Source organism: Modestobacter sp. SYSU DS0904, assembly GCF_054051115.1.
In genome coordinates this window covers 1-21829 of record NZ_JBJHAQ010000001.1, presented here as the reverse complement: position 1 = coordinate 21829, position 21829 = coordinate 1, and the positions used below count along the sequence as shown (strand labels likewise).

19 protein-coding genes are annotated in these 21829 nt (G+C 74.4%); 14 read left to right on the top strand and 5 right to left on the bottom strand.

All coding sequences use genetic code 11. The annotated features are described in order from the left end of the window. Positions 1 to 72: 72 nt before the first annotated feature. Positions 73 to 723 carry a response regulator gene (locus tag ACI79U_RS00095; RefSeq protein ID WP_457065391.1) on the bottom strand — a complete coding sequence of 217 codons (651 nt, stop codon included), beginning with the start codon at positions 721 to 723 and terminating at the stop codon, positions 73 to 75. Next, a complete protein-coding gene (locus ACI79U_RS00090; RefSeq protein WP_457065393.1) occupies positions 720 to 2000 on the bottom strand; it encodes a sensor domain-containing protein in 1281 nt (426 codons plus the stop codon). Before ACI79U_RS00090 ends, ACI79U_RS00095 begins: the two co-directional genes overlap by 4 nt. 189 nt (positions 2001 to 2189) lie before the next feature. On the opposite strand from ACI79U_RS00090, the gene ACI79U_RS00085 reads away from it, so the two are divergent. Both ACI79U_RS00085 and ACI79U_RS00080 read left to right on the top strand, forming a co-directional pair. Continuing rightward, entirely contained in the window at positions 2190 to 3128 is a 939-nt protein-coding gene (locus ACI79U_RS00085; protein ID WP_457065395.1) for an ABC transporter ATP-binding protein, read from the top strand. Next, on the top strand, positions 3125 to 3928 hold the full coding sequence (locus ACI79U_RS00080) for a hypothetical protein (protein ID WP_457065397.1): 804 nt from the start codon (positions 3125 to 3127) through the stop codon (positions 3926 to 3928). Before ACI79U_RS00085 ends, ACI79U_RS00080 begins: the two co-directional genes overlap by 4 nt. A gap of 21 nt (positions 3929 to 3949) precedes the next feature. Here ACI79U_RS00080 and ACI79U_RS00075 read toward each other — a convergent pair whose 3' ends face one another. Then, the gene (locus ACI79U_RS00075) at positions 3950 to 6100 is read right to left on the bottom strand and encodes an MMPL family transporter (RefSeq protein ID WP_457065399.1); all 2151 of its coding nucleotides are present in this window, start codon (positions 6098 to 6100) and stop codon (positions 3950 to 3952) included. An 83-nt stretch (positions 6101 to 6183) separates the two neighbouring features. Here ACI79U_RS00075 and ACI79U_RS00070 point away from each other — a divergent pair, with 83 nt between their 5' ends. Beyond that, a complete protein-coding gene (locus tag ACI79U_RS00070) occupies positions 6184 to 6669 on the top strand; it encodes a MarR family winged helix-turn-helix transcriptional regulator (protein WP_457065401.1) in 486 nt (161 codons plus the stop codon). Positions 6670 to 6692: 23 nt separating this feature from the next. Here the strand turns inward: ACI79U_RS00070 and ACI79U_RS00065 are convergent, their stop codons facing one another. Continuing rightward, positions 6693 to 7613: a LysR family transcriptional regulator gene (locus tag ACI79U_RS00065; protein ID WP_457065403.1), complete on the bottom strand. Its 921-nt coding sequence runs from the start codon at positions 7611 to 7613 to the stop codon at positions 6693 to 6695. Positions 7614 to 7880: 267 nt separating this feature from the next. Between ACI79U_RS00065 and ACI79U_RS00060 the strand changes: the two genes are divergently transcribed. From ACI79U_RS00060 to ACI79U_RS00010, 11 genes are all read left to right on the top strand, one after another. Further along, positions 7881 to 8870, top strand: coding sequence for a fumarylacetoacetate hydrolase family protein (locus ACI79U_RS00060; RefSeq protein ID WP_457065405.1), 990 nt, complete (start codon positions 7881 to 7883; stop codon positions 8868 to 8870). 32 nt (positions 8871 to 8902) lie between these two features. Next, the gene (locus ACI79U_RS00055) at positions 8903 to 9841 is read left to right on the top strand and encodes a VOC family protein (protein ID WP_457065407.1); all 939 of its coding nucleotides are present in this window, start codon (positions 8903 to 8905) and stop codon (positions 9839 to 9841) included. 16 nt (positions 9842 to 9857) lie between these two features. Then, positions 9858 to 10997 (top strand): FAD-dependent monooxygenase, encoded by a 1140-nt coding sequence (locus ACI79U_RS00050; protein WP_457065409.1) that lies wholly within the window; start codon positions 9858 to 9860, stop codon positions 10995 to 10997. Between the two features lie 56 nt (positions 10998 to 11053). Further along, complete coding sequence (locus tag ACI79U_RS00045) at positions 11054 to 12097, top strand: amidohydrolase family protein (protein WP_457065411.1); 1044 nt, start codon at positions 11054 to 11056, stop codon at positions 12095 to 12097. Beyond that, the gene (locus ACI79U_RS00040) at positions 12094 to 13035 is read left to right on the top strand and encodes a fumarylacetoacetate hydrolase family protein (protein WP_457065413.1); all 942 of its coding nucleotides are present in this window, start codon (positions 12094 to 12096) and stop codon (positions 13033 to 13035) included. The genes ACI79U_RS00045 and ACI79U_RS00040 overlap by 4 nt, the downstream gene beginning before the upstream one ends. Further along, positions 13032 to 13982 (top strand): MBL fold metallo-hydrolase, encoded by a 951-nt coding sequence (locus ACI79U_RS00035; RefSeq protein ID WP_457065415.1) that lies wholly within the window; start codon positions 13032 to 13034, stop codon positions 13980 to 13982. Before ACI79U_RS00040 ends, ACI79U_RS00035 begins: the two co-directional genes overlap by 4 nt. 277 nt (positions 13983 to 14259) lie before the next feature. Continuing rightward, positions 14260 to 15837, top strand: a complete 1578-nt coding sequence (locus ACI79U_RS00030) for a sugar ABC transporter ATP-binding protein (protein WP_457065417.1) — start codon at positions 14260 to 14262, stop codon at positions 15835 to 15837. Then, entirely contained in the window at positions 15834 to 16910 is a 1077-nt protein-coding gene (locus tag ACI79U_RS00025) for an ABC transporter permease (RefSeq protein WP_457065419.1), read from the top strand. Before ACI79U_RS00030 ends, ACI79U_RS00025 begins: the two co-directional genes overlap by 4 nt. Before the next feature lie 45 nt (positions 16911 to 16955). Next, the gene (locus ACI79U_RS00020) at positions 16956 to 18140 is read left to right on the top strand and encodes a sugar ABC transporter substrate-binding protein (protein WP_457065421.1); all 1185 of its coding nucleotides are present in this window, start codon (positions 16956 to 16958) and stop codon (positions 18138 to 18140) included. Then, on the top strand, positions 18125 to 19150 hold the full coding sequence (locus ACI79U_RS00015; protein WP_457065423.1) for a 2Fe-2S iron-sulfur cluster-binding protein: 1026 nt from the start codon (positions 18125 to 18127) through the stop codon (positions 19148 to 19150). The genes ACI79U_RS00020 and ACI79U_RS00015 overlap by 16 nt, the downstream gene beginning before the upstream one ends. Before the next feature lie 73 nt (positions 19151 to 19223). After that, entirely contained in the window at positions 19224 to 20069 is an 846-nt protein-coding gene (locus tag ACI79U_RS00010; RefSeq protein WP_457065425.1) for a CmcJ/NvfI family oxidoreductase, read from the top strand. 35 nt (positions 20070 to 20104) lie between these two features. On the opposite strand, the gene ACI79U_RS00005 is transcribed toward ACI79U_RS00010, so the two are convergent. After that, positions 20105 to 21577: an FAD-dependent oxidoreductase gene (locus ACI79U_RS00005; protein WP_457065427.1), complete on the bottom strand. Its 1473-nt coding sequence runs from the start codon at positions 21575 to 21577 to the stop codon at positions 20105 to 20107. Positions 21578 to 21829 lie beyond the last annotated feature (252 nt).

Below are 21829 nucleotides of genomic sequence, written 5' to 3'. Positions count from 1 at the left end.
AGAGCTCGGCGCACAGGGTGCCGTCGGTCACCTGGCGGGCCGTCCGCAGGCCTGCGTGACCAGGACCTGCACTCAGCGGGTCATGAAGCCGCTCTCGTAGGCGGCGATGACGGCCTGGGTGCGGTCCCGCGCACCGATCTTGAGCAGGACGCTGCTGACGTGGGTCTTCACCGTCTCGCGGCTGAGGAACAGCTCGGCGGCGATCTCGCCGTTGGACAGCCCGCCGGCCACCAGCCGCAGCACGTCGGCCTCGCGGCCGGTCAGCTCCGGCAGGGCGGCCGGACCCCGGGGGTGGGACGGCGCGTGCGAGGCGATGAGCCGCCGGGTCAGGTCCGGCAGCACCAGCGAGGTCCCGCCTGCGACGACCCGGATGGCGTGGACGAGCTCCTCCGGGTCCGATCTCTTCAGCGCGAAGCCGCTCGCCCCGGCCTGCAGCGAGCGGAACAGGTAGTCGTCGTCCTCGAAGGTGGTCAGGACCAGCACGCGGGGACGCCGCGCGTTCCGGGCGACCAGTTCCGCGGTCGCCGCGATGCCGTCCATGTCGGGCATCCGCACGTCCATGAGGACGACGTCGGGATCGGTGTCGGCCGCGAGGGCCAGCGCCTCCCGTCCGGTGCCGGCGTCACCCACCACGGTCAGGTCCGGCTCGCTCTCCAGGATGACCCGCAGCCCGGAGCGGACGAGCACGTCGTCGTCCACGAGCAGCAGCCGCACGGCGGTCACGCGGCGCCCGACAGCGGCAGGGTGACGCACAGGTCGAACCCGCCCGAGGGCGTGTGCTCGCTGCGGAGCGTCCCGCCCGCGGCGACCGCCCGCTCCCGGAGGCCCGCCAGCCCACGGCCACCGCCGGGGCCCGGGCGGCCGTCGAGCTGGGCGGCCCCCTCGTTGCAGACCCGGACGACGAGGGTGCCCTCGTCGCGGAGCACCTGGGCGACCGTCAACGGCGTGCCCGCGTGCCGCAGCACGTTCGTCGTGCCCTCCTGGACCACCCGGTAGGCCAGCTCCTGGAGTTCGGCGGGCACGTCGTCGACGTCGCCGTCCACCACCAGGGCGACGGGCAGGCCGCCGTCGCGGAGACCAGCGAGCAGGTCCTCGAGGTCGTCGAGCGACGGGGCGGCGTACGGGACGGGGTCCCGGCCACCGTCTTCCGCCCGGAGCACGGTGAGCACCCGGTCGAGCTCCGCCAGCGCGGTGCGGGTGTTGGTCTCGATGTGCCCGAGCGCCTGCCGGGCGAAGTCCGGCTGCAGCGGCCGCCCGTCCGCGGGGGTGAGCGTCCGGCGGGCGGCGGTGGCCTGCAGCAGGCTGGCGGTCAGGGCATGGCCGATGGTGTCGTGCAGGTCGCGGGCCAGCTTGTTCCGGTCGGCCAGCCGGCGGGTGCGCTGCTGCAGCGCGGCGATCCGCTGCTCGGGCGCGGTGCCGAGCAGCCGGGGTGCCACGGACGCGGACAGCCGCACCAGCAGGTCGACCCCGACCAGGGTGAGGACGACGTCGAGGAGCATGAGCGCCAGCAGCGGGAGCGCGTTGAACGGGTTCCACCCGATGTCCCAGCCGAGCCCGACGAAGAGGGCGGCGCCGAGCAGCAGGGTGGCGGTCGTGGCGACGCAGAAGAGCAGGCGTGCCCCCAGCCAGCCCAGGGCACGCCAGGTGTCGGCAGCGAGGACCAGCCGGCGGAGCTTGCCGACGACGCCCTGCTGGTCGCGGACACGCTCACCATCGGGGATGTCGACACCGAGCAGGGCGCGGGCCAGCCGGCGCTCCATGCCGGCCAGTCCCCGGGTCACCGCCAGCACCAGCAGGATCAGCAGCACGCCGACGCCGTAGACCAGGGCCACCACCGAACCGATCAGCCCGAGGTACAGCGCCAGGAACAGCGCACCCAGGGGCAGGCTCGCCAGCGCGTAGAGGGCCCGGCCCGGCCATCCCGGGCGGGCGGCGGCCAGCAGGTCCAGCAGCCGGGCGGCGACCCCGTCCGCGGAGCGCGGGAACGTCGTCGGAGGCACGGCTCGATCCTGGCCCACCGCCGGGCCCGGCGACTCCCCCTCGGGCGCCCCGCTCCCCTCCCCCACGCGGGGGACCCCGGTCGGCACCGCGGGGTGATCCGCCCAGGCCGGCTGGCCCGACAGGCTCCGTGTCATGACTGCACCCCTCCCGTGGCGGCGACGCCGTCACGCCACCGACGGGCCGAGCGCATGATCCAGGTGCGCGGACTGACCAAGCAGTACGGCGCGGTGCGGGCCGTCGACGACCTGACCTTCGACGTCCAGCCGGGCAAGGTCACCGGCTTCCTCGGCCCGAACGGGGCGGGCAAGTCGACGACGATGCGCATGATCCTCGGCCTCGACCGGCCCACCGCCGGCTCCTCGCTGGTGGCCGGGCGGCCGTTCGCGGCGCTGGCCGAGCCACTCCGGGCGGCCGGTGCGCTCCTCGACGCGGGCGCGGTGCACCCCGGGCGGAGCGGTCGCGACCACCTGCGGGTCGCCGCCCGCACGCACGGCATACCGCTGCGCCGGGTGGACGAGGTCGTCGACCAGGTGGGGCTCGGCCCCGCGGCCCGGCGGCGGGTCCGCGGCTACTCCCTGGGCATGCGCCAGCGGCTCGGCATCGCCACCGCACTGATCGGCGACCCCGCCGTCCTGCTGTTCGACGAGCCGATGAACGGCCTCGACCTCGACGGCGTCCGGTGGGTCCGCCGGCTGGTGCGCGGACTGGCCGACGAGGGACGGACCGTCCTGCTGTCCAGCCACCTGATGAGCGAGATGGAGCAGACCGCCGACCACCTGGTGATCATCGGCCGCGGCCGGCTGATCGCCGACGCCTCGATGCAGGAGGTGATGCGCCGGGAGGACGCGCAACGGCAGGTCCGGGTGCGGACCCCCTCCCCCGACGTCCTGGCCGGCGCCCTGCGGCGCCGCCGGCTGCAGGTGCACCCCACCGACGACGGCGACCTGCTGGTCGAGGGCGCGACGGCCGAGACCGTGGGCGACGTCGCGCTCGAACAGGGGGTCGCGGTGCACCGGCTGGCCGAGGAGCACTCCTCGCTCGAGCAGGTCTACCTCGACCTCACCGGCGACAGCGTCCAGTACCGGGTCGCCGGTACGCCCGAGCCGGCCGGGCTGGTGCAGCCATGAGCGCGGCAGCGGCCACCGCCCGCAGCGACGCGGCGACGACCGACCCGGGGACGGCGACCGTCTTCGCGCGCGCCGCCGCCGCCGAGTGGCTGCGCCTGCGGACGGTGCGGACGACCTGGTGGTGCCTGCTCGCCGCCACGCTGACCGTCGTGGGCATCGGCGCCACCGCGGCCTTCGAGGAGGCGACCGGACCGGCCGACCAGTTGGCCGGCCTGCCGGCGACGTTCGCCGGTGAGTTCGGGGTGCTGCTCGGCCAGTTCGCGTTGCTGGTGCTCGCGCTGCTCGCCGTCACGCAGGAGTACGCCAGCGGTTCGATCGGCCCGACCCTGCAGTGGACGCCGCGCCGCGGGGTGCTGCTGGCCGCACGGGTCTCCGTGCCGGTCGTCCTCGCCACGGTGGCCGGGGTGCTCCTCGCCCTGCTCGCCGACGTGGCCGCCTGGCTCATCGCGCCCGAGCTCACCCTGTCGGCCGCCGAGTTGGCCGGCAGCCTCGGCCGGGTCGCAGCGGTGCTGGCGGCCGGCAGCGCGCTGGCCGTCGGCGTCGGGCTGCTGCTGCGCAGCACCGCGGGCGCGCTGGCCACGGTCTTCCTGCTCCAGCTGGTGCTGCCGGCCCTGCTGCCCGGCTTCGGCGTCGAGTGGATGGCCGACCTCGGTGAGCTGCTGCCGGGTTCGGGCGCCGTCTGGACCCTGCTCGGCGAGCCGGACATGACCGCAGCCCAGGCCACGGCGCTGCTGGTCGGCTGGTCCGGCGCGGCGTTGCTGGCCGGCGGTTGGTCACTGCTGCGGCGGGACGCCTCCTGAACGCCCGCCCGCCCGGCCGGTTCAGGTGCGGCTGAGCTCCGGCTCCGGCCCGCGCTCCGGCTCCTGCTCCGGCGCGGTCGACCCCTGCGCCAGCCTGCTCGGCCACCAGACCCGGTCGCCGAGCAGGTGGACCGCGGCCGGGACGAGCAGCGAGCGGACGACGAACGTGTCGATCAGCACGCCGACCCCCACCAGGAACCCGAGCTGGATCAGGATGACCAGCGGCAGCACGGTGAGCGCCCCGAAGGTGGCGGCCAGCACGAGACCGGCACTGGTGATCACCCCGCCGGTGACGGTCAGGGCCCGGGTCATGCCCGCCCGCGTCCCGGGCCGCAGCGACTCCTCCCGGGCCCGGGTCATCAGGAAGATGCTGTAGTCGATCCCCAGCGCCACCAGGAAGACGAACCCGATCAGCAGCACCTGCGGATCGCTGCCCGGGAAGTCGAACAGGTGCTCGAACACCAGCGCGGCCAGGCCGACGGTCGCGGCGGTGCTCAGCGCGACGGACGCGACCAGCAGCAGCGGTGCGACGACCGCCCGCAGCAGCAGCGCCAGGACGACGGTGATCACCAGGAGCACCAGCGGCACGATCACCACGAGGTCGCGGGCGGCGGTCTCCTGGGTGTCCAGGTCCTGCGCGGTCGAGCCGCCGACGAGGGTGTCGGGTTCGACGTCCCGCAGCGTCGTCCGCAGCTCCGCGACGGTGGCCTGCGCGGCGGCGCTGTCGGGCGCGTCGCCGAGGGTGGCATCGAGTCGAACGAGCCCGTCGACCTGCACGGGCTCGCCACCCCCTGCTCCGGGCGGCCCGGACTCGCCGGTGAAGGGGGCGACGTCGACCACACCGTCCACCGCGGCGGCGGCGTCCGCGACGTCCTCCCAGCCCTCGGCCGGGGTGATGATGATCGCGGGGCTGGGCGCGCCGGCGTCGTAGTGCCGGGCCAGGGCCTCCTGCCCGGCCGCGGACGGTGAGCCACCGCGCACCGCCTCGGACAACGGGATGCCCTCGTCGTCGAAGGTGGGCAGGAAGGCCGCGAGGGCGAACAGCCCCACCATGGTCCAGACCAGCGCGCGGGCCGGGCGGCGCCCGACCGCGGTGGCCACCCGCTCCCAGCCGCGACCCTCGCGCTGCTCGTCGCCGAACCGCGGCCGGAACGGCCAGAACGCCGCCCGTCCGAACAGGACGAGGACGGCCGGCAGGAAGGTGAGGGCCGCGAGCATGGCGAAGGCGATGCTCACCGCGGAGATCGGCCCGAGGCCGCGGTTGGAGCCCAGGTCGGAGAACAGCAGGCAGAGGACGCCGAGGATCACCGTGCCGCCGCTGGCCACGATCGGCTCCCACGACTGCTTCAGCGCCACCTGCATCGCGGTGGAGCGGGACTGCTCCAGCCGCAGCTCCTCGCGGTAGCGGGCCACCAGCAGCAGCCCGTAGTCGGTGGCCGCACCGACCACGAGGATGGAGGCGATGCCCTGGCTCTGCCCGTTGACGTCGATCCAGCCCTGGTCGGCGAGGAAGTAGGCGACCGCGAGCGAGACCACCAGCGCCATGCCCGCGGTGCCGATGACCAGCAGCGGGAGCAGCGGGCTCCGGTAGACCACCAGCAGGATGAGCAGGACGACGCCGAACGCCGCGACGAGCAGCAGCCCGTCGATGCCGGAGAACCCCTCGGCGAAGTCGGAGAAGATGGCTCCCGGGCCGGTGACGTAGGCGGTGGTGCCCTCCACCCCGGGCAGGTCGCGCAGCTCGGTGACGACCTCGCCGAGCGTGTCGCCCAGGTCGGGGTCGAACGGGAGGACCGCCTGGACCGCAGCGCCGTCCTCGGCGGGGATCGGCGGGGAGGGCTCGCCGGCCAGGGCGTCCGCCTCCTCGGCGACCGCCACCGCGTCCTCGACCCGCTCGGCCACCTCGGCGAGGGTCCCGTCGTCGAGGGCGCCGTCCTCGCTCTCCCACAGCAGGATCACCGGGAGGGTGCGCTCGGTCCGGAACCCCTCCTGCAGCTCGGTGACGCGGGTGGACTCCGCGCTGTCGGGCAGGAAGGCGGCGGAGTCGTTCTCCGACACCTCACCGAGCTTGCCGCTGAACGAGCCGAGCGGACCGGCGAGGCCCAGCCAGAGCAGGGTGATCACCGCGGGGAGCAGCCAGCGGAGGACGGTGGTGCGGCGCCGGGGCATCATGTTCCTCGAGGGTTGATGTCTCTCGATCTTCGAGAGATCACACGGTACGACGATCGTCGTCCCCAGGCGAACGGAGGTGACCCGTGTCCGAGGAGACGGCCCGTCTGCAGGTGGACATCTCGCTCCTCCTCCGCCGGCTGAACGTCGAACTGGATGCAGTCGGCGGGCGCTTCTCCCGGGCGCACGGGCTGAACCGGACCGACGTCCGTGCGCTCGTCGCGGTCATGGACGCGGCGCGCAGCGGGCAGCCGATCACCGCGGGGCGGCTGGGCGAGGCGGTGGAGCTCGCCTCGGCCTCGACCACCGCGCTTCTGGACCGGCTCGAGCGGGCGGGCCACCTCCGCCGGGTCCGCGACCCGGACGACGGTCGCCGGGTCGTCCTGGAGATGTCGGAGTCGGCCATGGCCGCGGGCGCCGAGCACTTCGGCGGGCTGCAGCGCGACCTGGCCGCGGCGATGGCCGGCTACACCGACGAGGAGCTGGCGCTCGTGGGCCGCTTCCTGCGGGACATGACCGACGTCGCCGGCCGGCACGCGCGCACCGCCGACAGCCCCGACGCCCAGCCGTAGCGGCGAGTCGCCCGCGCCCGCGGTCAGCCCGGAGGCGTGATGCCGGCCGCCACGCGCTGGAGCACGCCCAGCAGCCAGTGGTGCCCAGGGTCCAGCTGCCGGCTGGGGTGCGACCACGCCGTCTCGATCACCGGTGGCAGCGCGACGGGGAGCTCGACGCGCCGCAGGCCCTGTGACCCGAGGTCACCGGCGATCAGCTCGTGGGCCAGGACCAGCAGGTCGGTGCCCGCCACCAGCCGGTGCAGCAGCGTCAGGTTCTGCACCTTGACCGCGCTCCGCCGGTCGATGCCCAGCGCGGCCAGGGCGGCGTCCACCGGCGAGTTCATCGGAGGATCGCGGAAGGAGACGACCCAGCGCGCGGCGCCGATCTCCTCCGGGCTGAGGCTGTCCCCCACCGTGGTGTTGCCCGCCGAGGTGACGCAGGTCCAGTGGTCCCGGTACAGCTCGACGGAGCTCAGCGTCGGCGCGGTGAACAGCCCCCGGGGCGCGATCATCACGTCGATGTCGCGGGCCGACGTCAGCGGGTCGACGGCGAACCGGGGGTCGAGCGGCTGGAAGTCCAGGCGCACGTGCGGCGCCTCGGACATGACCTCCCGGACGATGCCCGGTCCCAGCAGCGTCTGCACCGAGTCGGAGCACTGCAGGACCCACTGCCGCTCGGACGTCGCCGGGTCGAAGTCCGGCCGCGCGTTGAGCAGCAGCTCCAGCCGCTGGATGGTGTCGGTGACCTGGCTCCGCAGGGCGTGGGCCAGCGGCGTGAGCTCGTAGGTCGACCCGGTCCGCTCCAGCAGCGGGTCGTCGAAGTGCCGGCGGAGTCGGGCGAGCGCGGCGCTGGTACCCGGCTGGCTCAGGCCCACCCGCTCGCCGGCCCGGGTCACGTTCCGCTCCTCGAGCAGCGCGTGCAGGACGATCACCAGGTTCACGTCCAGGCTGGGCAGCTCCATGCGCTCTCCTCTGGCGATCGTCGGTGACCGGTGGTCCGGGAGCGTAGAGCGGCCAGCGGATGCCGGTGATCGAGGCCGCCGCCCGAGTCCCCCGTCCGGGCGGGTCGGACCGACGGGATCGGGCGCGTCATCCGCGGCGCGGATGACCGCCCATATCCAAGCGGCGTTTCCGCTGTGTGACCCCCGTCCCAGATGCTGGGCCGGCCCTCCGGACGCTCTCGTCCGGCCGGGCGTCCACCGTCGGACACACGTGAGGGGCCCAGTCAGATGCACAGCGAAGCCGGCGTCTCGGAGATCGACCACGCGGGGCCGTGGGCAGTCGCCCGGCTGCGGGACGGGGCCGGCCGGGAGTTCCCCGCGCTGGTCGCCCGGGACCGCGTCCTGGACCTGTCCGACCGTGCGGAGCTCGGCCGTCCCGCCGGCACGACGCAGCTGCTGGACCGGTGGGACGGCGTGCTGCCGGTGCTGCGCGAGCTCGCCGGCAGCACCGGGGGCTGGGCCCCGCTGGACGGCCACACGGTGCTCAGCCCGGTGGTCCCGCGCCAGGTCTTCCAGGCCGGGGCGAACTACCGCACCCACGTCCTGGACCTGGTCGTCGCCCACCACGACGGCGCGGACGGCCGCACCCCGGAGCAGGTGCGCGCGGATGCCGCGGCGCACATGGACGAGCGGCTGGCGCTCCCGCCGTTCGTCTTCCAGGGGCTGCCCAGCGCGGTCTGCGGCGCCTACGACGACGTGGTGCTCCCGCGGGGCGGCGAGCAGCCCGACTGGGAGCTGGAGCTGGCCGTGGTCATCGGCCGCCGGGCCCGCCGGGTGCCCGTCGCGGAGGCGCTCGACGTCGTCGCCGGCTGGACGGTCGTCAACGACCTCACCCTGCGCGAGCGGGTCTTCCGCGCGGACTCCACCGCCCTCGGCGCCGACTGGCTGGCCGCCAAGAACGCCCCGACGTTCCTGCCGACCGGGCCGGTGCTGGTGCCCCGCGAGGCGCTGCCCGACCCCGGCGACCTGCGCCTGACGCTGCGCCTGAACGGCGACGTCATGCAGGACGAGTCGACGAAGGACATGGTCGTCGACGTCGCCCGGCTCGTCTCCTACTGCTCCGAGGTGGCGACCCTGCTGCCCGGCGACCTCGTGCTGACCGGCAGCCCCGCGGGCAACGGCCTGGCCCACGGCCGGCTGCTGCGGGCCGGCGACGTCATGGACTCCACCATCACCGGCCTCGGCGCGCAGTCCAACCGCTGCGTCGACGAGGCCTGATCACCCACCGACCGCACCGAGAGAGGGCAGCCATGTCCGACCGGCTCATCACCCACCTGCGGCACGTCGACATCGCCGTGCCCGACTACGCGAAGCAGCGGCAGTTCTACACCGAGCTGTGGGGCCTCACCCCGGTCGCCGAGGACGGCGACCTGGTGTACCTGGCCGCCGAGGGCTCACCCGAGCAGTACGTCGTCCGGCTCCGCAAGGACGCCGGCAAGCGGCTGGACCTGATGGCCTACGGCGCGGCCTCCCGTGAGGACGTCGACACGATGGCCGCGCAGCTGGGATCGGCCGGCGTGCAGCTGGTCAGCGAGCCCGACACCCTGCAGACCCTCGGCGGCGGCTACGGCTTCCGGTTCTTCGACTGCGACGGCCGCACCGTGGAGATCTCGGCCGAGGTGGAGAACCGCCGGCACCGCCGGATCGAGGAGCGCGAGGCGATCCCGGTCCGCCTCTCGCACGTCGTGGTCAACTCCCCCGACACCGCGCGCACCGAGGCGTTCTACGCCCAGCACCTCGGCTTCGCCACCTCCGACAAGCTCACCCACCCGTTCGTCGGCGACCTGATGACCTTCATGCGGTGCAACCCGCAGCACCACAGCTTCGCCGTGGCGAAGGCGCCGCACGCCTCGCTGCACCACATCTCCTTCGAGATGCGCGGCCTGGACGAGTACATGCGCGGCACCGGCCGGCTGCTGCGCGCCGGCACGCGGATGATCTGGGGCCCCGGGCGGCACCTGGCCGGCGACAACACGTTCAGCTACTTCATCGACCCGCACGGCAACACGATGGAGTACACGACCGAGCTCGAGCAGCTCGATGAGGACAGCTGGCACCCCAGCCTCTACGACGTCACCGACCTCGAGGTGCAGGACCAGTGGGGCACCGCCAACCCGTTCGACGAACTGGTCGGCAAGGAGAGCTTCAACGACCCCGACCGCGGCGTCTTCGTCGCGCCGCCGGTCTGAGCGCGGAGCGACGGACATGAGTGCAGTGCAGAAGGTCCTGGTCATCGGCGGCGGCGCGGCCGGCCTCGCGGCAGCCACCCTGCTGGCCGACGCCGGCGTCACGGTCGAGCTGGTCGAGGTGAAGCCGGAGGTGTCCGCGCTGGGCTCGGGCATCACCCTGCAGTCGAACGCCCTGCGGGTGCTGCGCGAGATCGGCATCCTCGACCAGTGCCTGGTCGAGGGCGCCGACTCGACGCAGCTGCGGCTGCGGGCCCCCGACCCGCAGGCGACCGTGCTGGCGACGATGGGCGGGGACGCACCGGGAGGTTCGGACGCCGACCGCCTGCCGAACGCGATCGGCATGTACCGGCCGACGCTGGCAGCGCTGCTCGCCGACCGGGCGGTGGAGGCGGGCGTCGCCTTCCGCTTCGCCACCACGGTGGCGGGGCTCGAGCAGGACGAGCACGGCGTGGACGTCGTCCTCAGCGACGGCAGCGCCTCCCGGTACGACCTGGTGGTCGCCGCGGACGGCGTGCGCTCCCCCACCCGCGCGCTGCTCGGCGTCGAGCTCGAGACGCGCCCGCTGGGCATGGGCATCTGGCGGGTGTTCGCCCCGCGGCCCGCCGACGTGCCGACCGGCGAGCTGTACTACGGCGGCCACTGCTACATCGCCGGCTACACCCCCACGTCGAAGGACATGCTCTACGCCTTCCTGGTCGAGGACGCCCAGGACCGCTCCTCGGTCACCCCGGAGGAGAAGGTGGCGATCGTCCGCGAGTTGGCCTCGCACTACGCCGGCCCGTGGCAGGAGATCCGCGAGTCGGTCGAGGACCCCGACGCCATCCACTACACGCTGTTCGAGGAGCACCTGCTGCCCGCGCCGTGGAACCGCGGCCGGGTGGTGTTCATCGGGGACGCCGCGCACACCTGCCCGCCGACGTTCGCGCAGGGCGCGGCGATGGCCCTGGAGGACGCCCTGGTGCTCACCGAGCTGCTGCTGGCGGCGCCGGTGGTCGACGCGGACCTGTGGGCCCGGTTCCACGAGCGCCGGCTGGCCCGCGTGCAGACCGTGGTCGAGGGGTCTGTGACGTTGGCGCGGTGGCAGCGCGAGGGCGTCCGGGGCGACGTGCCCGGGCTCATGGGGCGGGTGCAGGCCGTGACCGCCCAGCCCGCCTGACCCACCAGCCACCAGCCCCGCCGGGCACCGTCGCCCGGCACGTCCGAGGAGAGTCAGTGACGACATCCCCACCCACGATCGACGTGCACGCGCACGTCGCCCTCCCCCAGGTCGACGCCCTGCTCGACGGGCAGCCCGGCCTGGCCGACCAGCGGCGCACCGACGCCGCCACGCTGGGACCGGCGTCGCTGCAGTACAACATCGGCCAGCTCGCCCAGCTGATGCCGCGGCTGACCGGTCTGGACCTGCGGCTGGCCGCGATGGACGCCGCCCGGGTCGACCTGCAGGTCGTCAGCCCCATGCCGGCACCGGCGCACTGGGCCGACCGCGAGCTGGCCGACCGGTTCGTCGCGACGACGAACCAGGGGGTCCGGGCGTACTGCGACCAGGCCCCCGACCGGCTGCTGCCGATCGGCACGGTGTCGCTGCACGAACCGGACCTGGCGGTCGAGCAGCTGCGCACCGGCGCGCAGGACCTGGGGCTGCGCGGGGTGCAGATCTCCACCTCCGCCGGCCCCGGCCGCGAGCTGGACCACCCCTCGCTGGCGGAGTTCTGGGCCGCCGCCGAGGAGCTGGGCACGGCGGTGCTCGTCCACCCCTGGGGGTGCACGCTCGGCGAGCGGCTGGACGCCTACTACCTGTTCAACACGGTGGGCAACCCCACGGAGACCGCGCTGGCGCTCTCCCGGATCGTCTTCTCCGGGCTGCTGGAGCGCCACCCGCGGCTACGGATCTGGTCCGCGCACGGCGGCGGCTACCTGGGCAGCTACGCCGTCCGGGCCGACCACGCCTGGCGGGTCCGCGGCGATGCCCGGACCACCTCGGTGCCGCCGAGCGAGCTGCTGCGCCGCACCTGGGTCGACTCCCTGGTCTACGACGCCGAGCAGCTGCGCCACCTCGTAGCGGTGATGGGCCCGACCCAGGTCACGCTGGGCAGCGACCACCCCTTCGACATGGGGGTCGAGGACCCCGTCGACCGGCTCGAGGCGGCCGGGCTGGACGCCGCCACCACCGAGGCCGTGCGCGGTGGCAACGCCGCCCGGCTGCTCGGGCTCGACGCCCCGGTGGCCCTTCCCGAGACCGCGGAGGCAGCACGATGAGGATCGCGAAGCACGCGAGCGGCGGCCGGCCCCGGCTGGCCGTCGTCGACGGCGAGGAGCTCGTCGGCCTGATCCCGGGGGTGGAGCTGCCGGAGCTGATCGGCACCGCGGGCCGCCTGGCCGAGGCCGCCGACACCGCCCTGCGGTCCCGGGCGGACGTCGTCGGGCTGGCGGGGGCGGAGCTGCTCGCGCCGCTCGCACCGCCGACCTTCCGCGACTTCTCCACGTTCTACGAGCACGCCAACGGCATCTCCCGCAACGGCAACGCCGAGGGCGGGGTGGCCCCGGAGTTCTTCGAGATCCCCACCTTCTACTTCTCCAACCCCTACGCGATCGCCGGCCCCCATGCCGACGTGCCGGTGCCGCCGGGCTGCGAGCTGTTCGACTTCGAGCTCGAGGTGGGCGCGGTGATCGGCGCGGCTGGCCGGGACATCGCCGTCGAGGACGCGGCCGCGCACATCGCCGGGTTCGTCGTCGTCAACGACTTTTCCGCCCGTGACCTGCAGTTCCACGAGATGCGCATGCGGCTGGGCCCGGCCAAGGGCAAGGACGGCAGCACCACCCTCGGGCAGTTCTTCGTCACCCCGGACGAGCTGGCGCCGCACCGGTCGGGGCCGTCCTACGACCTGCGGATGGAGGTCCGGGTCAACGACGAGCTCATCGGCGGGGACACCCTGGCCAACATGGCGTGGACGTTCGAGTCCCTGGTCGCCTACGCCTCCCGGGGCGCCGTCGTCCGCCCGGGCGATCTGCTGGGGTCCGGCACCTGCCAGAACGGCTGCCTCGCCGAGCTGTGGGGACGGCACGGCCGCGACCACCTGCCACCGCTGCGCCCCGGCGACGTCGTCACGACGTCCGTCGAGGGCCTGGGCGGCACCCGCAACCGCATCGTGCCCGGGGCCGCCCGCCACCCGATCGCGCCCTGGCGGACGGCATGAGCGCCCACCACGCGATCGACCGGCTGGCCCTCGGGCCCGGCCGCGCCGAGGAGGTCGCCGACGGCGTCTTCGCCTTCGTCCAGCCGGACGGCAGCTGGATGATCAACAACGCCGGCTTCCTCGTCGGCCGCGACGGGGTGAGCGTGATCGACGCCGCCTCCACCGAGCGGCGCACCCGCGACCTGCTCGGGGCGATCGCGCAGCGCAGCCCGGCGCCGGTGCGGACGCTGGTCAACACGCACAGCCATCCCGACCACACCGCGGGCAACTCGCTGTTCACCGGGGCCACGATCGTCGCCCACGAGGACGCCCGCCGGGAGGTGCTGGCGCTCGGCCAGGTGGGCAACGGCCCGATCTGGTCGCCCGTCGACTACGGCGACCTCTCGCTGGCGCCGCCGTTCCTGACCTTCCGCGACCGGGTCACCCTGTGGTCGGACGACCTGGAGTGCCAGGTCGTGCACAGCGGCGGGCCGGCGCACACCACCAACGACGTCGTGGTGTGGATCCCGGACCGCTCGGTGCTCTTCGCCGGCGACCTGCTGTTCAACGGCGGCACGCCGTTCCTGCTCTCCGGCTCGGTCCTGGGGGCGATCGACGTCCTGGAGCGCTTCGTCCGGCCACTGGGGGCGCGCACGATCGTGCCCGGCCACGGCCCGGTCACCGGGCCGGAGGTGATCGACGACGTGCTGGCCTACCTGCACTTCGTGGCGAGCCTGGCCCGGGAGGGGCTGGCGGCGGGCGTCACGCCGCTGGAGCTGGCCCGGGCCACCGACCTCGGCCGGTTCGCCGAGCTCAGCGACCCCGAGCGCATCGTGGGCAACCTGCACCGCGCCTATGCCGACCTCTCCGGCGCTCCCGGGGAACGCGGCCGGCCGCTGGACGTGATGGCCGCGCTGCAGGACATGGTCGCCTTCAACGGCGGCCGGCCCCTCACCTGCCTCGCCTGAACCCGCCGGCCTGAGCCGACCTGCCTGAACCCTGGGCTGCGCCGACCCGGCGCAGCCCAGCAGCACCGCGCGAGCCGGCAGCCGCCCCACCGAGGCGGCTGCCGGCTCCCTGCGGGCTGCCCGCGGCCCGGCCGGTCATCCGCCGCGCTGATGGCCGGCCATATCCGAACGGCGTTTCCGGACGCCGCCCCCCGGTCCCCATGCTGAGCCCCGGTGTAGCCCGGGTCACATCGCCGGGACCACCGCCCCTACCGAATGGAGGTCGCAGGTGCACACGATGCCGTCCGCACCCGTCCACCGCAGCACCGCTCCCGCCGCGCCGGCGGCCGAGCCGACGCTGGCCATGGCCTCGGTGTCCAAGAGCTTCGGCCCGGCCCGCGTGCTCGACGACGTCAGCCTCGCGCTGCACCCCGGTGAGGTGCACGGCCTGGTCGGCCAGAACGGCTCGGGCAAGTCCACGCTGATCAAGGTGCTGTCCGGGCTGCACCGGGCCGACACCGGCTCCGTCGTCAGCCGCGGGGAGCGGCACCCCCTGCCGCTCAGCGTGGCGCAGCTGGACGCCCTGGGCGTCGCCTTCGTGCACCAGGACCTGGGTCTGGTCGACAGCCAGACCGTGCTGGACAACGTCCGGGTCGGCCGCTACCGGCGCGGTCGGTTCAGCCGGCGGGTGCGCCGCGACCTGGAGGCGCGGGCCGTCGCCGCATCGCTGTCCCGGCTGCGCTCCGACATCGACCCGCACACGCTGGTCTCCGCGCTGCCGCCCGCGGACCGGGCACTGGTCGCCATCGCCCGTGCCCTGCAGAACAGCGGCGACGGCGGCGTGCTGGTCTTCGACGAGGCCACCCAGTCCCTCCCCCGCGAGGTGCTGACCGGCTTCTACGCGACGGTGCGCGAGCTCGCGGCGGCCGGGTCCGCGATCCTCCTGGTCAGCCACCAGCTCGACGAGGTCATCGCCCTCACCGACCGGGTCACCGTGCTCAAGGACGGGCGGGTGGCGGCGGCCGGCATCCCGACCGCGCAGACCAGCCGCCGGGAGATCACCCGGCTGATGCTCGGCGCCGATGCCGACACCCGGGCGCTGCACGACGCCGTGCCCACCCGGCCCGGTGCCGCGGTGCTGGAGCTGCGGGGCGTGACGTCGCCGACCCTGCACGGGCTGGACCTGACCGTCCGCGCGGGCGAGGTGGTCGGCGTGACCGGGACGACCGGGGCCGGGCACGACGAGCTGCCCTACGTGCTGGCCGGGGTCAGCTCCGGCCGGGGCGGCGTCCGGGTGGGTGACGAGCAGATCGACCTGGCCGACGCCGGCCCCCGGGCGCTGCTCGACGCCGGGCTCGCGCTGGTCCCCCAGGACCGGGCGCGGCAGGGCCTCGCGGTGACGATGAGCGCGCAGGACAACCTGTCCCTGCCCCGGGTGCGGGCCCGCAGCGGTCCGTGGCGGGTGACCTCCGACTGGCAGCGCGACGAGTTCGCCTGGGTGGTCGGGCAGCTCGGCATCACGCCCCCGCGGGGCGACCTCCCTGTGGCCGCACTGAGCGGGGGCAACCAGCAGAAGCTGCTGCTCGGCAAGTGGCTGGTCGCCGGCCCCCGGGTGCTGGTGCTCCACGAGCCGACCCAGGCCGTCGACGTCGGCGCCCGGCGGGACATCCTCCGCAGCATCCGCGAGGCCGCCGCCGCGGGTGCGGCCGTCCTCGTCTCCTCCATCGACAACGAGGACCTCACCACCGTCTGCGACCGCGTCCTCGTCCTGGACGGCGGGACGGTGCGCGGCGAGCTGCGGGCACCGCTGACCGCCGACCAGGTCCTCGACGCCGTCTTCCAGACCGAGACCATCACCGAAGGGCAGTCCGCATGAGCACGTCCGTCTCCGCAGCCGACCGTTCCGGCACCGACCGCCCCGACGCCGTGGACACCGCCGGCCCCGGCTCGAGCGCTGGTGCGCCGGCCCCCGCCGGCTCTCCGGCGCGTACCGGTCGCCGGATGTCCGGCGGTGATCTCCTCCGCCGCTGGGCGGTGGTGCTGCTGTGGGCCGCCATGGCCGCGGTCTTCGCGCTGGTCAACCCGGACCTGTTCCTGCGCGAGGGCACGTTCAACATCATCTTCGGCGCGAACGGCCAGCTGGTGTTCCTCTGCATGGCCGTGCTGGCCCCGTTCTGCGTGGGCGAGTTCGACTTCTCCGTGGCCGGCGTGATGGGCATGACCGGCGTGACGGTCACCGTCATGTACGCCCAGCAGGGCTGGAGCCTGCCCGCCGCGGTGGCCTTCGCCCTGCTCCTGGGAGCCCTGGCCGGCGCGCTCAACGGCGTCATCGTCGTCGTCCTGGGCGTGGATCCGATCATCACCACGCTCGGCGTGGCGACCGCCCTGCAGGGCGTCGCGCTGTGGATCTCCGGGATGAGCACGGTGACCGGGCTGCCGGTGTCCTTCGGTGAGATCGTCACCGACCGGTTCCTGGGGATGCCGCTGTTCTTCTGGTACGGCGTGGCCCTCACGCTGGCCTTCGCCTACGTCCTGCACGTCACCCCGCTGGGCCGGCACATGGCGTTCGTCGGCGCCAACCGCGAGGTCGCCCGGCTGGCCGGGATCCGGGTCAACCGCATGCGGTTCGGGGCATTCACCTTCTCCGGCACGATCGCCGGGCTCGCCGGGGTGCTGCTGGCCGCCAACATCGGCGGCTTCGACCCGACCAGCTCCGGCATCCAGCTGCTCCCGGCGCTGGCCGCCACCTTCCTCGGCACGGCGATCCTCTTCCCCGGCCGGTTCAACCCGCTCGGCACCTGGATCGCGGTGTTCTTCCTGGCCACCGGGATCGTCGGGCTCCAGCTGCTCGGCCTCACCGGCTGGATCAGCGACGTGTTCTTCGGCGGCTCGCTCGTCGTCGCCGTGACGGTGTCGACGCTGCTGCGGCGGCGCAAGGCCCGGTTCTGACGCCCCTCCCCCTCCCCTCCCGCACCACCTCTGAAAGGGATCCCCATGTCGACACCTCCTCGCCACACCGCCGTGGTCCGAGGCCTCACCGCTCTCGCCTGCGCCGGGACGCTGCTTCTGACGGCCGCCTGCTCGTCGTCGGACGAGCCGGACTCCGCGGCGGCCGCGGACGGCTCGGGCACCAGCGCCCCCACCGCGGAGGTCAACAGCGAGGCCCTCGCGACGGTCGAGGCCAACCTCGCCGTCCCGGAGCCGTTCACCGCCCCCGGGCCGGCGCTCGAAGGGGTCGACCAGGTCGCGGGGAAGAAGCTGCTCTACATCCCCATCTCGCTGCAGATCCCGGCGTTCCAGTCGGTCTTCGCGGCGGTGCAGGAGGCCACCGGCGAGGTGGGCATGGAGGCCAGCTCCTGCGACGGCAAGTTCAACCCGGCCGGCGTGGCGGCCTGCATCAACCAGGCCCTCGCCCAGGAGGTCGACGTCGTCGTGCTCGAGCAGATCCCGCTCGGTCTCGCCGCGCAGGGCGTCGCGCAGCTCCAGGAGGCCGGCATCTCGATCCTCGTCAGCGGGCAGGAGGCCGCTCCCGGGACCGCGGAGCTGGCCTACCTCGCCACCGGTGGCGACCAGATCATCACCGACATGGCCGACTGGGTGACCGTCGACTCCGGTGGCGAGGCCGACGTGCTCGTCGTCGCGCAGGTGGACAGCCCGCAGCAGCGGGCCTACATCGACGAGGGGCTCATCCCCCGGTTCGAGGAGGTCTGCCCGGACTGCACCACGACGGTGACGACCACCACCGCCTCCCAGCTGTCGCAGCTGGGCAGCCAGGTCAGCACCGCGCTGCTGCAGAACCCGGACATCGACTACATCGTCTCGGAGTTCGACGCCAACGTCAGCTACATCCTGCAGGGGCTGCAGAACGCGCCCACCGGCACCGACGTGAAGGTGGTCAGCGCCATCGGCGACATCGCCTCGCTGGAGCGCGTCGCCTCGGGTCAGCAGGCCTACGACGCCCTCGGCAGCGATCGCTGGGCGGGCTGGGCGGTCACCGACCAGGTGCTGCGGATGCTGACCGGCGCCGAGCCGCTGGAGAGCTCCACCGGCCCCAGCCGGGCCTTCGACTCCTCCAACATCGACTCGGTCGAGGTGGACCAGTCCAGCTTCGACGACGAGTCGCTGTGGGGTGGGGACACCTACACCGAGGTGTACCGGGAGCTGTGGGGTCTGTCCTGATCTTCCACCCCCTGCCGGTCGCCCGGGTGGAGCGACTGGGCCCGGATGCGGCAGCCGTCACCTTCGAGGTGGCGGCTGCCCTCCGGCACCGCTTCGCCTTCCGGGCCGGCCAGTGGGTCGCGGTACGGATGCGGGTGGACGGCACGGAACTGCGCCGGTCGTACTCCATCTGCGCGCCGGTGGGGGGTCCGCTCCGCATCGGGGTGCGCGAGCGCCCCGGGGGCGGGCAGGTGTCCTCCTGGCTCGTGCGCGGGCTGGCGGCCGGGGACGTGGTCGAGGTCGGCGAACCCGCCGGTTCCTTCGGCGCGGGCGCCCCGGGGGGCGACGCGCTCTTCGTGGCCGCCGGGGCGGGGATCACCCCGGTGCTGTCGGTCATCGCCAGCCGGCTCCGGGACCCGCGGGCCCGGATCCGGTTGGTCCGGGTCGACCGGGAACCGTCGAGCCAGCTGTTCGGCGCCGAGGTCGACCAGCTCCTGGCCGAGCACGCCGGGCGGTTCTCCGTGGCCCGCGTGTGGACCCGGACGCCGGGCGCCGGCCGCCCGTCGGCGGACGACTGGCGGCGGCTGCTCGCGGCGGACGGGTCGCTGTCGAGGATGACGGGGGTGTGGCTGTGCGGGCCCGAAGGGCTGGTCGGCACGCTGCGTCCGGTCCTTGCCTCGCTCGGGGTGCCGCACCGGCGGGTGCACACCGAGCTGTTCGACGTCGCGCCGACCGCGGTGGCGCCGGTGGCGGGGACGAGCACGGTGCGGGTGCTGTCCGGCGGTGCGGCGGTCACCACGACCGTCCCCCGGTCCACCTGGCTGCTCGACGCCGCGCGCGCCGTGGGGGCCGACGTGCCGTTCTCCTGCCTGGGCGGCATGTGCGGGATCTGCCGCGCCCGGGTCGTGGACGGCGAGGTGGAGATGGTGACCAACCACCAGCTCAGCGCTGCCGACGTGGCGGCCGGCGCCGTGCTCACCTGCCGGGCCCGCCCGGTGAGCCGGTCGGTGACCCTGGACTTCGGCTCGTGAGCGGGCGGGTCCGGGCACCGGTGGCCCGGCACACCGTGGCACGGCGGCGGGTCCGGGAGGAGGATCGGCGCCGATGACCGAGCGCGCGCTGCCCACCGTCCGGACGGAGCTGAGCTTCCTCGACCCGCGGTCCACGGTCCGCCGGCAGTTCATCGCGCCCGCGGACCGGGTCGCCACCGCGCGCAGCGAGCAGCACCCGGTGACCATCCGCGACGGCCGCCCGGTCCAGCACTCCTTCGCCCTCGACGTCCAGGGCTTCCAGGTCCTCGGCCACCGCAGCGCGGTCACCGACTTCACCGACCCGGCCCAGCTGGAGTCGGTCTACGTCCCCGAGGTCTGCCGGTTCGTGCAGGAGCAGCTGGGCGCCGACCAGGTCCTCTCCCGGGGGTGGGAGCTGCGCCGCTCGGTCGCCCCGGCCGAGCACGGCGCGCAGCCGCCGGCCGGCGGGGTGCACGTCGACTACGCCCCGGACCACGTCCCCGGCATGGTGGCCCGGGCCCACGCACGGCACTTCCCGGACGGCCCCGGGTTCCGGCGGGCGGTGGTGACGAGCACCTGGCGGGTGTTCAGCCCGCCGCCGCAGGACTGGCCCCTGGCGCTGTGCGACTCCCGCACCATCGCCCCGGACGACGGCGCGGCGATCACCACCTACTTCGTCGACGAGCTGCCGGCCGACCCGTTCGGTCCGGTCGACCACCTCAGGCCGGTGGGCAGCAGCTGGAAGATCCACCACGACCCGGCGCAGCAGTGGTGGTACTTCCCCGGGATGACCCGGGACGAGGTGCTGCTGATCAAGCTCGGCGACACCGACCGCGGTGCGGCGGGACCCGCGCCGCACACCGCGTTCCCGGACCCCGCCGTCCCCGGCGCGGTGCCACGGCACAGCATCGAGTTCCGCACCTTCGCCTACTTCGGCTGAGCCGGGGCCGGCCGACGACCGGCCCCGGCCCGGCGTCACCCCGCGGGGACCCGCTCCGGCGCCGGCCGCAGGTGCGCCCCCTGACGGAGCAGCTCGCGTTGCACCAGGCCGACGTCGACCGCCGCGGTCGTCGTCCCCGTCGCCACCGCCAGCGCGGCGGCGACCCCGGCGGCCTGCCCGGTCATCCAGCACTGCGGGATCTCCCGCATGAACGCCTGCGTGGCGGGGTCGCTCGCGACGTGGCGCCCCGCGGCGAGGACGTTGTCCAGGTCCCGCGCGACGAGCGCGCCGTAGGGCACGGAGATGTTGGCGTACTTTTGGGACGGCGACGGGGAGACGCCGATCTCGTCCGGGTGGACGACGGCGTCCATCCACTCCGGCCGGCTCATCTTGTGCCGGCCGATCAGCCGGCGGGTGTGCCGGATGCCGAGCTGCGGGGCCGAGAGCATGAGCCACGCCCGCTCGAAGCCCGGCGCGTGCGCGCGGAAGAACTCCAGGTGCGCCAGCATCCGCCGCCGCGACTCGAGCTCGACCGCGGTGAGGTCGGCGACCTTGAGGCCGCTGTAGCCGGACAGCCGGGGCCCGAGGAACACCGCCACGTCGTCCCGCCAGCCCACGAAGGGCCGCTCGACGTAGCCCAGCGCCTCGCGGGCGGCGGCCATCAGGGCCGTGTGCCCGCGCGGGTCGGTGCGGCGGAACTCCAGCCAGCGGCCGAAGTCCACCCCCGCCCACATCCAGCTGGTGTTCAGGCAGTGCGCGACGGGGCTGTCCTCGCTGTCGACGTCGGACTCGAACGGCACGCCCGCGCCGGCGCAGACGTCCAGGTCGCCGGTGGCGTCGATGACGACCTTCGCCGTGATCGCGCGGCGGCCCTCCTTGCTCTCGAACAGCACGCCGGTGACGGTGCGGCCCTCCCGGAGGGTGCCGACCACCCAGGAGTGCAGCACCAGGGTGACGCCCTCGGAGTGCACCAGCTCGGCGGAGACCGTCTTCAGCCACTCGGGGTCGATCATCGGGGACCAGGTCACGGTCTCGCGGGCCGCGCCGAGCCGCTCCTGCCAGTGCGCGACGTGGTCCGGGTCCGTCGAGCCCCACAGCTCGGGCGGCGCGCCGGCGACCGCATCGGCCGGGAGCCGGTCGAGGATCTCGGAGGCGAACCCGGAGATCACCGGGAACCCCGTCCAGTCGGTCATCCGGTCGATCCAGATCACCAGCCCGCCGGTGGACAGCCCACCGAGGTGGTTGTAGCGCTCGACCAGGGTGACCCGGGCGCCGGCCCGGCGGGCAGCGATCGCCGCGGCACAGCCCGCCGGCCCACCGCCGACGACCAGGACGTCGGTCTCGGCGTACACCGGGGTGTCCCGGGCCGGCTCGTGCACCGTGCCCAGCCCCTCCTCCGCCGCTGGTTCCTCGAGGCGCAGGGCGCCGTCGGTGGAGTAGCCCTCGGGCCGGCCCGGGTGGTACTCCCCCGCGTCGCCGTTCCCGACCTGCCCGGTGTCGACCGTCATGCGTCCTCGCCTCTTCGCTGAGCTGGGCCACGGACTGCCCACACTCGCCGACCCGCGCGCCGCGCGCCAGCGCGCTTCCGCCCGTCGGGCCCGTCCGCAGCGGCGGGGACGAGCACCGGGCTAGATGTACTGACCCGCAGCGTTGTTGACGCGGTCGATGGGTGAGCGTCCGCCGATGCCGAGGTGGGGCCGGTTCAGGTTGTAGTGGTTCAACCAGGTCGGCAAGAGGGCGGTGCGGTCGTCGTTGCTGGC

What these genes read in the sequence shown, in the direction of transcription:
- ACI79U_RS00085 (WP_457065395.1), top strand. Translation starts at nt 2,190, where the DNA reads ATGATCCAGGTGCGCGGACTGACCAAGCAGTACGGCGCGGTGCGGGCC.
- ACI79U_RS00080 (WP_457065397.1), top strand. Translation starts at nt 3,125, where the DNA reads ATGAGCGCGGCAGCGGCCACCGCCCGCAGCGACGCGGCGACGACCGAC.
- ACI79U_RS00075 (WP_457065399.1), bottom strand. Translation starts at nt 6,100, where the DNA reads ATGATGCCCCGGCGCCGCACCACCGTCCTCCGCTGGCTGCTCCCCGCG.
- ACI79U_RS00065 (WP_457065403.1), bottom strand. Translation starts at nt 7,613, where the DNA reads ATGGAGCTGCCCAGCCTGGACGTGAACCTGGTGATCGTCCTGCACGCG.
- ACI79U_RS00060 (WP_457065405.1), top strand. Translation starts at nt 7,881, where the DNA reads ATGCACAGCGAAGCCGGCGTCTCGGAGATCGACCACGCGGGGCCGTGG.
- ACI79U_RS00055 (WP_457065407.1), top strand. Translation starts at nt 8,903, where the DNA reads ATGTCCGACCGGCTCATCACCCACCTGCGGCACGTCGACATCGCCGTG.
- ACI79U_RS00050 (WP_457065409.1), top strand. Translation starts at nt 9,858, where the DNA reads ATGAGTGCAGTGCAGAAGGTCCTGGTCATCGGCGGCGGCGCGGCCGGC.
- ACI79U_RS00040 (WP_457065413.1), top strand. Translation starts at nt 12,094, where the DNA reads ATGAGGATCGCGAAGCACGCGAGCGGCGGCCGGCCCCGGCTGGCCGTC.
- ACI79U_RS00035 (WP_457065415.1), top strand. Translation starts at nt 13,032, where the DNA reads ATGAGCGCCCACCACGCGATCGACCGGCTGGCCCTCGGGCCCGGCCGC.
- ACI79U_RS00030 (WP_457065417.1), top strand. Translation starts at nt 14,260, where the DNA reads ATGCCGTCCGCACCCGTCCACCGCAGCACCGCTCCCGCCGCGCCGGCG.
- ACI79U_RS00025 (WP_457065419.1), top strand. Translation starts at nt 15,834, where the DNA reads ATGAGCACGTCCGTCTCCGCAGCCGACCGTTCCGGCACCGACCGCCCC.
- ACI79U_RS00020 (WP_457065421.1), top strand. Translation starts at nt 16,956, where the DNA reads ATGTCGACACCTCCTCGCCACACCGCCGTGGTCCGAGGCCTCACCGCT.
- ACI79U_RS00010 (WP_457065425.1), top strand. Translation starts at nt 19,224, where the DNA reads ATGACCGAGCGCGCGCTGCCCACCGTCCGGACGGAGCTGAGCTTCCTC.
- ACI79U_RS00005 (WP_457065427.1), bottom strand. Translation starts at nt 21,577, where the DNA reads ATGACGGTCGACACCGGGCAGGTCGGGAACGGCGACGCGGGGGAGTAC.